The sequence below is a fragment of the Cryomorpha ignava genome (assembly GCF_010686655.1).
GTDB classification, from domain to species: Bacteria; Bacteroidota; Bacteroidia; order Flavobacteriales_D; family Cryomorphaceae; genus Cryomorpha; species Cryomorpha ignava.
This window is the reverse complement of record NZ_JAAGVY010000002.1, coordinates 1-14563: the sequence shown is the minus strand read 5'-3', so window position 1 is coordinate 14563 and position 14563 is coordinate 1. Positions and strand designations below refer to the sequence as shown.

9 protein-coding genes are annotated in these 14563 nt (G+C 38.0%); 7 read left to right on the top strand and 2 right to left on the bottom strand.

Annotated elements, in window-relative coordinates:
• The first annotated feature begins 163 nt into the window (after positions 1-163).
• From G3O08_RS01365 to G3O08_RS01335, 7 genes are all read left to right on the top strand, one after another.
• Positions 164-985: an SDR family oxidoreductase gene (locus tag G3O08_RS01365; RefSeq protein ID WP_163282878.1), complete on the top strand. Its 822-nt coding sequence runs from the start codon at positions 164-166 to the stop codon at positions 983-985.
• Positions 986-1823: 838 nt separating this feature from the next.
• A complete protein-coding gene (locus G3O08_RS01360; protein WP_204336735.1) occupies positions 1824-6716 on the top strand; it encodes a PAS domain S-box protein in 4893 nt (1630 codons plus the stop codon).
• A gap of 1 nt (position 6717) precedes the next feature.
• Positions 6718-7158, top strand: a complete 441-nt coding sequence (locus G3O08_RS01355) for a response regulator (RefSeq protein WP_204336734.1) — start codon at positions 6718-6720, stop codon at positions 7156-7158.
• A gap of 4 nt (positions 7159-7162) precedes the next feature.
• Complete coding sequence (locus tag G3O08_RS01350; RefSeq protein ID WP_163282876.1) at positions 7163-8176, top strand: response regulator; 1014 nt, start codon at positions 7163-7165, stop codon at positions 8174-8176.
• An 8-nt stretch (positions 8177-8184) separates the two neighbouring features.
• On the top strand, positions 8185-8571 hold the full coding sequence (locus tag G3O08_RS01345) for a response regulator (RefSeq protein WP_163282875.1): 387 nt from the start codon (positions 8185-8187) through the stop codon (positions 8569-8571).
• 445 nt (positions 8572-9016) lie between these two features.
• The gene (locus tag G3O08_RS01340; RefSeq protein WP_163282874.1) at positions 9017-10951 is read left to right on the top strand and encodes a S9 family peptidase; all 1935 of its coding nucleotides are present in this window, start codon (positions 9017-9019) and stop codon (positions 10949-10951) included.
• A 65-nt stretch (positions 10952-11016) separates the two neighbouring features.
• Entirely contained in the window at positions 11017-12153 is a 1137-nt protein-coding gene (locus tag G3O08_RS01335; RefSeq protein ID WP_163282873.1) for a T9SS type A sorting domain-containing protein, read from the top strand.
• 175 nt (positions 12154-12328) lie between these two features.
• Here G3O08_RS01335 and G3O08_RS01330 read toward each other — a convergent pair whose 3' ends face one another.
• Positions 12329-13252: a mechanosensitive ion channel family protein gene (locus G3O08_RS01330; RefSeq protein WP_163282872.1), complete on the bottom strand. Its 924-nt coding sequence runs from the start codon at positions 13250-13252 to the stop codon at positions 12329-12331.
• 376 nt (positions 13253-13628) lie between these two features.
• Positions 13629-14228, bottom strand: coding sequence for a hypothetical protein (locus tag G3O08_RS01325; protein ID WP_163282871.1), 600 nt, complete (start codon positions 14226-14228; stop codon positions 13629-13631).
• Between the last annotated feature and the right edge of the window lie 335 nt (positions 14229-14563).

The following is a 14563-nucleotide window of genomic DNA, read 5'->3' as shown; positions in this document are numbered from 1 at the left end:
CATTTAAGTAAATAAAGAACTGAACTTTAGCAGATAAATGTTGTTCTATCAGGCGTAGTATTATGCATTTGTCAATCCAATAATTTTCCCTTGTTAGCATATCCCAAATTAAAATAGCAAGTGATAAAAATGTACATTAATCTGTACCTTAATATAAAAACATATGAAAAAGCAAACAATTCTAATTACAGGTGCTGGCTCTGGTCTAGGAAAGGGCTCCGCAATTGGGCTAGCAAAAGCGGGCCACAAGATTATCGCGGCAGTTCATACTTGGGAGCAAATGTCCAGATTTATGGAAGAAGTAAAGGATACTGACTATGAAAAAAATATCGAGTTGATCAAACTGGACATTTTGGATTATATAGACTGCGAAAAAGCCTGGAAGTACGACATTGATATTTTAGTCAATAATGCCGGAATAGGTCAAACGGGGCCATTAGCCGAAATGCCGGTAGACCTTATAAGAGAGGTTATGGAAACCAATACATTTTCTACACTTGAATTCTCACAACCGTTCATTAAAAAAATGGTTAAAAAAGGTAAGGGTAAAGTCATCTTTTTATCATCTGTAGCCGGACTCACCACAGGTGCTTTTTTAGGTCCTTATAATGCTTCTAAACATGCACTAGAAGCGATTGCGCAATGCTTGAGAGATGAGCTGAAACCTTTAGGAGTTACGGTAGCCACAATCAATCCGGGACCATTTGACACCGGCTTTAATGATAGGATGTACGATACATACAAACAATGGTTTGATAAAGACTTGCATTACACTTCTAAAAAGGATATTGAAAAAGCAGCAAAAGCAATGGCAAAAAGTCAATTTGACCCACAAGGGATGATTGATAAAATGGTGGAAATAATTCCTCAGGCAGAACATAATTTCCGAACTGTTCATCCCGAGAAATTTGAGGCAATGAGCCAAGAGTACCAAAGTCGCCAGTATAAAATTAAAACCGACAAAATCGATACCTCCAAAAAGTAGGAGTCAGGAAAAATTTAAATTTTGATAAATGAATGGAATCGTGAAAGCATTCATTTATTCGAAAAAAATAAGGCTGATAAGCTATTCAATTGGCAAATGTTATTTTACCTACAGATCCTTCTCCCGCAGTAGCGGAATAATATGAATTCTGCTTACCCCCGGCGACCTTGCGGTATGAGGTCTCCCCTGGCAATGCAGTGAGCCTGCGGAACTGCAAGGAGGATGCCCTTCCCTTCGATTCTTGTTGCTCTTTGAGATAATTCCTCTCTATATGGCATGCGGGAGATACTCTCGCTACCTCGCAGTCCCGCTCCCTTGAGTGCTGCCCCCGGCAAACATCGTGGAAGGAATTGCGGCCATTCCTCCGGTTTGATCTAAAGACTTACTAACCACAATTACAACACAGGGATTAGGGACGTTAGTCGTTTACTTATCTATTTTGATCGAATTCATTAATGTTTCGCACTTCAACCTCTGGATAATGTAAAGAACTTATGTACTTTGCAATACAGTTCCGACTTTGCTGGGCACACATATTGTAGAGTGCTAATGCGGGGCGGAGAAGCCAAAATAAAGTTGAGTATATTAAATAAATTAGTTATTCGGTTGGCAGTGAAGTGGTCAAAGGACACACATTTCTTAAACGAGCGCCTGCGCACAAGAATAATTAATCACCATAATTATGAAATTAAAAATGAATACAGCCTTCAGGAGTAACAATGAACGTTTTAGATTAAATCCTCTACCTAGCTGGATCCTTGATCCTTCAAACCTACATATTCCTTTTTCATTGTTTAGTTTTGTTTAAGCATACTTTACAAGAAATTAATTCTCATTCATGCAACAGGCTCAATTGTCAAATATATTTCTAGATCAAAGCAAAGACCTTGTCTGGATGGTAAACCTTGATTTTCAATTGGTTTATGCAAATAAAACATACCTAAGCTTCATGAAAGAAGCGACTGGTTCTGAAAAGAAACTGAACGAATCTGCTTTTGTCGATGCCTTTGGTGAGCGTGATATTGAAACATGGAAAGCATATTACTCGAGAGCGTTTAAGGGAGAGTATTTTGAAGTAGAAGAGCATTTCTACAATGAAAAAACGAATGAAATTCAATATAGTCAAGTTACGTTTGAACCTTTAAGGGGAGATGATCACAAAATTTTTGCCGTAGCTTGCCAATCCAGAGACATTACCCGTATAGTTAAGCATAGATCTGAAGCGGATCAAATGATCGATTATTCTCTGGACGTTTTTTGTACGATTAATGAAGAAGGAAATTTTGTATATGTAAGTGCTGCCGCTATTGATCATTGGGGGTATTTACCCGAAGAATTAATTGGTACACCTTATGTGGATTTGATTTTGGAAGCCGATGTGCCAAAAACGAGCGAAACAGCTGCTGCTATTCTTAGTGGTCTGGATGTTAAATCTTTCGTTAATCGTTACAAGAAAAAAAATGGCGGTATTGCTTATAATTTATGGTCAGTAAAATGGGATAACACATCCAAACTCATGTATTGTGTAGTAAGGGATGCCAAAGAAATTATTGAACAGGAAGAAAAAATTCAGCAAAGCGAGCTACGATTTAAAGCCTTGGTTCAAGAAGGTTCTGACCTAATAGGAATTTTAGACGGAGTAGGAAATTATATCTACGTTAGCGATACCAGTACTTCTATACTTGGGATTTCACCTGCTGAATTTGTTGGAAGAAATGCATTTGAATTTATCCATCCCGATGATCTAGAAAGAACCTTGGCGAATTTAGAAAAAGTAAGCACCGAAAACCGTGTACTGATAGATCCCTATCGTTTTAAAAACCATAAAAATGAATGGAGATGGCTGGAAACAGTGTTAACCAATATGCTGGACAACCCTGCGGTAAATGGCATCGTGGCCAACTCGAGAGATATCACTAATAAAATTGAAGAAGAACATAAACTCAAACTCCTCGAGAGTGTTATAACGAACACGACGGATGCGGTTTTAATTACCGAAGCGGAACCATTTGACGAACCAGGTCCCAGAATCATATATGTCAATGAGGCTTTCACGAAAATGACTGGTTATGAAGCCGAAGAAGTAATCGGTAAATCACCCCGGATTCTTCAGGGGCCCAATTCTAACAAAGAAGAACTTACCAAACTAGGCCGTTCACTCAGACAGTGGAAACCTTATGAAATAACCACCACCAACTACAAGAAAACCGGTGAGGAATTCTGGATCAACTTCACCGTGATTCCCGTGGCAAATGAAAAAGGCTGGTACACCCATTGGATAGCCATAGAGCGTGATGTGACACAGCAAAAAAACAACGAACTTGAAAAAGAGCTTCTAAATAAAATAAGTGACGCTTTCCATCAAAGTAATGATTTAAAAGCATGTCTAACAAATCTTTGCGAACATATTGCTAAATTTGGACATTTTGATTTCGCTGAAATGTGGCTGCCTGCTATTGATGCTAAAACGATTAATCGTGTCACAAATTATGTTGAAGACAAGGCTGGAAGTGTCTTTTATAATACAGCCAAGAACTTAGATTCCTTCGTTTTAGGAGAGGCCATGCCTGGCAATGTTTGGAAAAACAAGAAGACAGAAATTTGGGGGGATGATGACAAAGAGTGGCGTCTCTTTAAAAGAAAAGTGGCTGCAAAAAAGGCAGGTATTCAAGCCCTGATGGGAGTGCCTTTAAAACATAAAGGAGAGGTAATAGGTGTATTGTTGGTGGGAACAGAAAAAACCAAATCGGCCTTGGCTCTGCATTTAGAGCTATTTCAAAAATTAGAGTCAACGATTGGTAGTGAACTGAGTCGAAAGAAAACAGAAATAGAACTAGCCCAAATTTTTAATTTTACGCCAGATATGATTTGTATGGCAGGTTTTGATGGCTATATAAAACGCATGAACCCGGCTGGCTTAGAATTGCTGGGGTATTCCTTAGAAGAAATACGCTCAAGGCCGATCACATCATTTATATATGAGGAGGATAAGTCAAGAACCAGTAAAATACAAGCAAGCTTATATGCTGGTGGGAATCTTGGAAGTTTTGAAAACCGGTATGTTGCTAAAGATGGTAAAATAGTATGGTTGAGCTGGACAGCCACTTCAGCTCCGGAGCATGGTATTATATACGCAGTTGCCAAGGACATTACAGAAGAAAAGAAACTTCGGGAATTGAATCGTCAGGTTGGTAGTTTGGCAAAAATTGGAAGTTGGGAGATGGATTTAGTGAATCAAACTGTATTTTGGTCAGACGAGGTTCATCAATTGCACGAAACAGACCCAAAATCATATGTTCCAAATTTGGAAACTGCCATCCATTTTTACAGAGAAGATTTTCGCGAACTCGTGCGCTTAAAAATCGAAAAATGTATTGCCCATAAAGAGCCGTTTGATTTTGAAGCGGTATTGGTCACTTCTAAAAATAAGGAACTGTGGGTGCGTAGCAATGGGAAGGCTGAATTTGTTGATGGTGTGTGTACACGGATTTATGGCAGTTTTCAGGATATTAGCGACCGTAAAGAATCAGAAGACAGACTAATCTCTCTTGCCGAAAATCTACCGGGGGTAGTGTACCAATATATTATTCATCCGGACGGAACTGATTCTATGCAGCACATTTCGGGATTGGTTGAACAACTATGGGGTCATACAGCCAGTGAAGTGATGGAGAATATAGACTTATTATGGGATCAAATAAAGTTGGGGGGCTATTATGAGGAAGTTAAGGCCAGTGTACTGAAATCAATCCAAACAAAATCAAGGTGGACAAGTCGATTTAAAGTTGTACTGCCAACCGGCGAACTTAAAACCCACTTAGGTAATGGTGGAATCCCTATTTTTTTAGCAGACGGCAGGATTGTATTTAACGTAATTGTACTTGACATTACAAAAGAGGACAAAAACGAAGAATTGCTGCAGCAGACAACAAAAATGGCTCGAATAGGCAGTTGGGAGATGGACTTGATAAACCAAAATGGAGATAGCATGTACTGGTCTCCCATGTTATTTGAAATAGTGGAAGTGGACGATAGCTACAATCCTACGTTAACTGGTGGCATAGAATTTCATATTGGGGAAAGTAAAGAGCGCATTCAGAAAGCACTTGATCTTTTAATCACCGATGGTACTGAGTTTGATGAAGAGATATTACTGCTTACAGCTAAAGGACACGAGCGATGGAGCCGGGTCATTGGTAAAAGCGAAAGAATAAATAATACATGTATCAAAATTTATGGTAGTTATCAGGATATTCATCTTCAAAAATCACTTACACTTAGGATAAGAGAGATCTTGGGAAGTATTTCCGATGCTTTTTATGCCGTGGATAAAGATTGGAAATTCACCTATTTCAATAAGGAAGCGGAGCGAATATTTCAACGCAATGAGAAAAATCTTATCGGAAAAAATATTTGGGAGATTTTCCCACGTATTGTTGGCACTAAGCTAGAAGAAGAGTTTAATTCAGTTGCCCAAGATCTTAAGCCCACAACCTTTGAATACCCGTCTCACAGTGATGAAAAATGGTATGAAGTTAGTGCCTACCCTTCGGTAGGAGGCCTATCCGTTTATTTTAAAGATATCACTTTGAGAAAAGAAGCAGATATCCACTTGCTACAGGCAAACGAACGATTCCAAAAAGTAACTGAAGCGACAAATGATGCCATTTGGGATTGGGATATTGCCGAACACCGATTTTACCGCTCCAAAGCCATTGAACGATTTTTTGGAAAGAAAACGTCAAGATTATTTACCGAAGAGGATTTCTGGATTGATAAATTTCATCCGGAAGACCTTGCCAGCACGCAGAAAAGTCTTCAAAAAGCACTTTCTGACCAGGGATGTACAAGATGGGAATCAGAATACAGGGTGTTTAATGAACATGGAAAAACCCTGTATGTGATAGATCGGGGAGTAATTATCAGAAATGAGGATGGAAAGGCAATTCGTGTGGTTGGTGCGATGACAGATATTTCTGAGCAAAAACAAATGCAATTAGAATTAAATGAACTTAACGAGTCGCTTCAACAGTATACAAATGAACTTGAACGCTCTAATGAAGAATTGGAGCAATTTGCTTTTATTGCCTCACACGACTTACAGGAGCCTCTGAGAATGATTTCCAGCTTTATGGATCTATTGCAGCGAAAATATGAAGATCAACTTGACGAAAAGGCCGTTCAGTATATTCATTTTGCCACAGATGGTGCCAAAAGGATGAAGCAAATCATACTTGATCTCTTGGATTACTCCAGAGCAACCAGACCAACAGAAGGAAGAGAAGAAGTGGATATAAATGAGGTGCTATCTGAATTTAAACAATTAAGAAGAAAGCTCATTTCAGAAAAATCTGCTACAATTAAAGCCAGCAATTTACCAACGCTGAACACCTATAAAGCAGCTATCACTCAGATACTTCATTGTTTAATAGATAATGCACTCAAGTACTCCCGAGAAGGTATCCAGCCAATAGTGGAGATTTACGCTGTAGAAAATGAAATGGAATGGGAATTTTCCGTAAAAGACAATGGAATCGGAATAGATCCTCAATTCTATGATAAAATATTTATTATCTTTCAAAGATTACACAACAAGGATCAGTATGCCGGCACAGGGATAGGCCTTTCTATAGCCAAAAGACACGTTGAGTTTTTAGGAGGCCGAATTTGGCTAGACTCTGCACCAGATAATGGCTCTGTATTTTATTTCACACTGCCTAAAATTAAATAATATGACTAACCAAAGAATAAATATCGCCCATATCCTCCTGGTCGAGGACAATGAAGGGGATATTTTGCTCACTTTAGAAGCTTTTGAAGAATGCAAAGTAAAAACAGAAATCAGCGTTGTTAAAAACGGCCAGGAAGCCCTTGACTTTCTGTTTAAGCGAGGCGCATTTACCGAGGTAAAAAAGCCTGATCTTATTCTCTTAGATATTAACTTACCCATATACAATGGCCATGAAGTTCTACAGCAAATTAAAGCCAGTAAAGGACTAAAAAAAATTCCTGTAATTATGCTTACGACATCATCCAGCCAAAAAGACATAGATGACGCCTATAGCAACCACTGTAACAGCTATGTAATAAAACCTATTGCCATTAGCGAATTTCTGAATGCTATACTAAAAATTGAAGAATTCTGGTTGGAACTCACAATATTTTCAAAATAATATCATGAGTCGAAAACAAGACTTTTTAGAAAAATTGTCTGTGCTTATAATTGAAGATAATCAAGGTGATTTCGTTTTAATCGAAGATTATTTAATTGAAAAATTTAAACTCATTTCTATTAAACACTGCTCCGATTATGCAAGTGGAATTGATTACTTGAGTAAGGCTGAAGAAAAAATTTCAGTAATATTATTGGACTTGAACTTGCCCGATTTGAATGGTCTTGAATTAATAAATAGCATTTTAGCCCATAATTTTCAAGCGCCCATCATTATACTAACTGGATATTCAGATGTATCGATGGCCAAAAGTAGTCTTAAAAGCGGTATTTATGATTATCTGGTAAAAGATGAAATAAATCCTGCTATTCTTCATAAAACTATAATTTATGCACTAAACAGAAGTAGTTATATTCATCAAATTGAAGAGGAAAAACACAATTATGAAAACCTATTCAACTTTAATCCGCAACCTACGTGGCTTTTAGATGCTGAATCTTTAGAAATATTGAATGCAAACATTGCGGCACAAAAAATATATGGTATCACTTTAGATGATTTTCTAAAGATGGCATTTACACAATTGCATCCTAAAGAGGAAAGAAAAATTATAATGCAAACATTGATTTCAAAAGAAGAAGAAGAATTCACTAAAAATCACTTCACCCATTTTTTAAGTGATGGCAAAGAAATCAAAGTGGATATATATTTCCGAAAAATCAAAAATATTTCAGGTGATAGAATAATTGTACAATCAAACGACATTTCGGAAACTTTGAAGCACATTAGCACAATAGAAATTCAAAATGAAAAGTTGAGGAACATTGCATGGACGCAATCTCATGGTGTGCGTGCACCCCTTTCCAGGATATTGGGAATGATAAATATGCTCGAAGAGCAACCGGATAGCTTTGATGAAATTTCGTTTTGGTTGGAGCAATTAAAAATCTCGACCAACGAAATGGATGATATTGTAAAAAAAATCGTTGACGAAACAAATCGTTTTGAACAAGAGTAAACTCAAAAATGAAAAAGGAAATATTTATTGTAGATGACGACCCCATTTACAGATTGATTGTTTCAAAGACCATAGGTAAACTAGATTCTTCTTTGCCAATTAATGAGTGTAAAAATGGTGAAATAGGTTTAGCCAAGTTGGAAGATCTGAAAAATTCTAAGCATGAGATTATTGTGCTTTTAGATATAAACATGCCTATCGTTAATGGCTGGGAGTTTTTAGGCGCAATTGAGAAATACAATTTTTATAACCTTGATCAACTTATGATTTATATGATTTCATCGTCTATTGATACAAGCGACAAAGTAAAAGCTGACCAATATGCGTTTGTCAAGGGTTTCTATCATAAACCTTTAACAAATGAAGACCTGAAAATAATTATCGGCATTGATTGAAGTAATTTTGATTTTAGTACATTATTTGCTGCGCCACACTATGCATATCTATCGTACTTTCTGTACAGATTGATTAAAGGAATTTGCAATTCTCTCAGATTATTTCATCCACGTGGAAAAAGGGAACGAAGATAGCATTGGATTGTATGTTTCTGAAAAGTACCTAATTAAATAAAGAGCCACAAAATTTCTTATACCACGATAACTATTTGAAGTATTTAAGCTGTCCATTAGCCCCACCTTCCTACTATACCCTAATATGATTAAAAGAATAGATGAACAAAGCTTATGGGTAACTTAAAAAAGTAATCTCAACAGAGATCAACCTTGTTCACAAATCGGAATAGGCAAAACCGTTGTATTGAATTCTCGGGAAATAAAGTTGGTAACAATTTACAGGTTAAAATAAATTGGTATAAATTCGGGCGAAATAAAACCAATCACCATGAAATCTAAAATCATAGCCCTGGCAATGGCAACCCTTCTATTTTCTTGTAAAGAGGAAACCAAGATTGCTCAAGAAGAAACCAAAGAATATACTATTGACCAATTTATGGATAATGAAGATGTAAGCGGTGGTAGCTTTTCTTCTGACAACAGTAATTTGCTAATTTCGAGCAATCGATCTGGCATTACAAACGTATATACCGTGCCTGTAAAAGGTGGTGAAATGACTGCGATTACCAAATCTGACAGCACATCAATTATGGCCGTTTCATACTTTCCAAATGATAATAGAATGTTAATGAGTGCTGATGGAAATGGAGATGAAATTGATCACCTATTCGTAAGAGAATTAGATGGAACAATTAAAGACATTACCCCTGATAAAGGTGCTAAGGCAAGTTTTTACGGATGGTCAAAAGATAAAAAAGCCTTGTATTATGGATCAAACAAAAGGGATCCTCAATTTTTTGATGTTTATAAATTGTCTATCGACGATTACACCGCCGAAATGATTTACCAAAATAATGATGGTTTAAATTTTAGTGCAATTTCTAATGATGAGAATTATTTTGCACTATCAAAAACAATGAATACCAATGACGACGACTTATTTCTTTACAATGTAAAAACCAAAGAAATGACGAAAATCAATGACACTCTAAGCTCAAATTCTGCGCAGGATTTTTCAGAAAACGATTCTACATTTTATTACACTACAGATGATGGAGGTGAATTTAAATATTTGATGTCATATGATTTAAATACAAACGAAAAGAAAAAAGTTGTAGAAAAATCCTGGGACATCGTGGGAAGCGGTTTTACTTCCAATGGAAAATACATGGTTGTTTACGTAAATGACGATGGGAAAAATGCCATTGAGGTATTGGACGCACCATCAATGAAGCCTATTGCCTTACCCGATTTTGACAATAAAAGCATTACGAGTGTAGCTTTTAGCGATGACGAAAATTGGATGCGGATGTATGTAGGTGGCTCTAATGCGCCATCAGATTTATACACCTATAATTTGGAAACTAAAGAACAATACAAATTGACCAATGTATTAAATGATTCTATCGATATTGATGATTTAGTTACCGCAAGAGTAATTCGCTATAAATCCTTTGATGGCACTGAAATTCCTGCTATTTATTATTTGCCTCATCAAGCATCAAAAGAATATCAAGTTCCGGCACTGGTTTGGGTTCACGGTGGCCCCGGAGGACAAACACGTCAAAATTTCAATTCTTTGCTGCAGTATATGGTAAATCATGGGTATGCTGTTTTAGCTGTTAATAACCGCGGTAGTAGCGGCTACGGCAAGACTTTTTTTAAAATGGACGATAAAAACCATGGAGAAAAAGATTTACAAGATTGTGTAGAGGGTAAAAACTGGTTGGCCGACCAACCGGAAATTGATGGATCCAAAATTGGAATCATTGGTGGCTCGTATGGTGGCTACATGACCATGGCAGCTTTGACCTATACTCCTGAAGAATTTAAAGTAGGAGTTAACTTGTTTGGTGTTACCAATTGGATGCGCACACTGAAAAGCATTCCGCCTTATTGGGAATCTTTCAGAGCGTCGTTATACTTAGAATTAGGCGATCCATATTCAGCAGATTCAGTTCGTTTAAAACAAATCTCACCTTTATTTCACACTGATAAAGTTACCAAGCCTTTAATGGTTTTGCAAGGTTCTCAAGATCCAAGAGTGCTGCAAGTAGAATCAGATGAGATTGTGGCAGGCGTTCGGAAAAACAATGTTCCGGTGGAGTATGTTTTATTTGAAGATGAAGGGCATGGTTTTGTGAAAAAAGAAAATCAAATAGAGGCGTACAGCCGAATACTCACCTTTTTAGATAAATATCTTAAAAATGAGAATAGTTCTGATAAAGGGGAATACGCTAAGGCTGAAGTTGAAGTTGAATAATAATTAGCTTAGATTCATAAATAAATGTTCTTTAAAGGTATCTTGCCAAAAAAATAAACGTTGAAATGAAAGGACTTCTTACCCTTCTGCTTTCTATTCCGCTGCTATTAAATGCGCAGCAAACGCTGAATGAAACCATGATACATGATGGTATAGCACGAGAATACATCATCTATATCCCAGAAATTTATGACGGGAATTCTGCGGTGCCATTGCTGTTTAACTTTCATGGATTTTCAATGACTGCCTCTCAACAAATGCAATTTGGTGGAGATATGCGTCCTGTGGCCGATACTGCGGGGTTTATTCTCGTATATCCGCAAGGCACGTCTTTCGCTGGCGGCAATCACTGGAATGTAGGCTCTTGGACTGCGGGCAGCCCAGCAGATGATATTGGGTTTACCGAAGCGATGATCGACACACTATCTGCCAACTATAACATTGATTTAAGCAGGGTATATAGTTGTGGATATTCAAATGGCGGCTATTTCAGTTTTGAGCTTGCTTGCCAATTGAGTAACCGCATCGCAGCCATAGGCGCTGTGGCGGGAAGTATGAGCACAGAAACTTACACATCGTGCAATCCCACTCACCCGACACCGGTGCTTAGCATTCACGGCACTGCGGATAATGTCGTAAGTTATAACGGTGGCAGCCCGATAAATACGAAATCTTTAGCTGACGTAAACGCCTATTGGTCTAACTATAACAACACTGCGGAAACTCCTGTAGTCATTGATTTACCTAACACCAATACATCTGACGGAAGTACAGTAGTGCTAAGCCTTTACGATAATGGTGATCAATGCACATCGGTCGCGCACTACAAAGTAATTGGCGGTGGCCACTTTTGGCCGGGTATCTGGGGGAATATGGATATTAATGCCAGCGCAGTCATTTGGAATTTTGTTTCAAAATATGACATCAATGGTCTAATTGGGTGTGCAGCCACTTCCGTAAATGAAGTTTCGACGAAAGAGAATCAAATTTCGATTTTTCCGAATCCAGCAAAAGATTTTATTACCATCAAAAGAGCAAACGGTGACTACAAGGAATACTTTATTTATTCAATGAATGGAAAGCTTGTTTTAAAAGGAACAATCGGTTCTGAAAATGTTGTTATTGATTTGTCTAAACTCCCTTCAGCGAGCTACTTATTGAAATTGGGTGATAAAACTATTCAAGTGGTATTGACAGATTAAATAGTATCTCTTCATTAATTGTAGCTTCCGGAATAGCACACTTATTTGAGGAAACGCACGGGATATCCTGAATTTATGAAACCAGCCTCTGCCCTATCGGTGCACTAAATTTTCTTACGGAATAAAGTGCTAAGTGAATTATTCAAGGCAGATCTGTATTTAAAACAATTGTTTTTCAACGCAGCGTACCTTCCGGAAATTTAACTTTATCGGGCGATGCATTCAGCAGTGGCAAAGCATATCTCAAAATACGGTTTCTTCGGTCGGTGGTATCATTGGGCTCCACGGGGTAAGAAATTACCGCTTCCATCCAGGCAAACCTGTTTACCCTAAAGTATACTGCCGGTTTCCATTGTTCATTCCCGCTGGATGCAAGCTGCTGGTAGCGTTCTTTAAAATCTCCTTCGGCTGCAGCCAATAAGCACTCTTCCACAAATTTCAGATCGCTGGTAAAGGCAACTTGAATCGGTGTTTCATTCCATATAAATGGAATTTGAGGACCGGAGTAATTAATGACCTCCTCTCTCATTATCAAGCTATTGGGAAACCGGATTATTCTGCCGCTCAATCTATCATTGCCAAGATAATCACCACTACATTCCAAAATCGAAGTTTCCAGATAACTAATCTCTATCACATCACCTCTAAAAGACTTAATTTGAATTCGATCGCCTACTAAATACGATCGTCTAAAAATCAAGTAAACCCATGCTATGAATGAAGAAATTGGGGCCTGCAAAGCAAAACCAATCACAAGGGAAATTAACCCGAAACTGACGGCTGCCGCATACAAATTTTGGAATAAAAAAGCGGCTGCCACAATAAGGCTCAATACCGTTGCAAGAAATCGTATAATACGCAGTAGGTTATACCTCTCTCCCTGCAAGTGACTTTGTGTAGTTATTAGCCTTGCAATAATCTTACTTATCAGGAAGATTAAGGAAATTAAAAACAAGCTTATGCTCAGTTTTTTCATAAAAGGAATGTACTCCTCCCAAAGGTCGAAAATCTTTAAGCCCAGCAAAAAATGAATAACAATAAGCAATACCGTTATTACACCATAAATCCTTATCCAACGTGTATTTTCCCTACTTTCCATAAAATTCGGTTTCTACTTTGACTTGTGAAAATAGTATTTCTATTTAATCAATGGCGGGTTTTAGACTGAAAGTATGCAAAGCTCATTCTAAAACGGTGTAGTGAGCAACGCTACCACTCGTGGAACACCTTTCTATCAGTGCCAGTTGTCGCACTCGCTCCTTGAGAACATTCTTTCTCGTGAGACTCTCACCACCCTTGCGAATACCGGTACACTGTCACACCAGTCTCAAGCGTCCCACTGAACCCTTGAAAACTATGCTAATGGTGGGACTCTTGCGACGCGTGGAGCGCTTGCGAATCGTGAAACACTATCCCATTAGTCCCAGATGTCCCACTAGTTCCACAGCGCCCTGAAAAGCTCGCGGCTTTACCATTTAGTTCTCTTCTTCTTTTTTTCTAAAAACATATTGCGTTTCAATAAACTCTTCAAACTCGACCGCTTTATTGATGTAGAATTTAAGCTTGTGGAAGTTTGAGGTAATGACATAAATACAGCCCGTTTGATTGGCCTTGTAGTCAAAAGCCTGCCGCTGGGCTTTGTCTAAATCTTTGGTTTTGGTGCCTTTTAGTTCAATAACCGCCAGCGCCAGATCGTCTTTTATAATCGCGCCATCAGCCTTTCGGCTGTTCTTTTCGTTTTTGTATTCTGCTACTAAGTTGTATCCGTCAAGCGGCTTCATGGTATAGCCCAGCACCTTTGCCAATAGTTCGGTGAGAAAAATGCCCTGGTATTCTTCTTCCTTGCTCTTGCGGATATTTTCCTGAATGGCAGGATCGTGAAAGTATTTGGTAAAGGCTTTGTACCCTTTGGCAATGGCGGCAGCGTCTTGCTGCTTCAGGTATTTCTTTAAAACGGAGGTTTGATATAATGGCATATTTTCATCTCTGGTGCCGCGCAGTGTGGCAGCCTTTTTAATCTCTGGGGTAAATATAATAATTGTGTTGGTTTGAGGGGGGCTTTTGGGATCGGTCACTATTTGTCATTTCAGATTTTGGGTGAGATAAGTGATAATCTTTTGGGTTTTTTGATTAAACTTGGGGTGCGAAAGGGGTTTAAAACAGCATACGTCCAAAGCGGATATAAGTGCAACAGTTGCGCTTATTTTTAAATAAACGCAACTACTAGTTGCGCTTATTCCCTTATTTTGGGATATATAGTTAACTAGTTGCGCTTATTGAATTGTTACCCTTTATAAAAAGCGCAATTGTTCATTATTCGAGAACTTTTCGTATATTTGCTTAACAATAGAGTGAATGAAAAGGATAATTGCAAAAAGTACGCTTCGCGAATATTGGGCAAAACATGCTG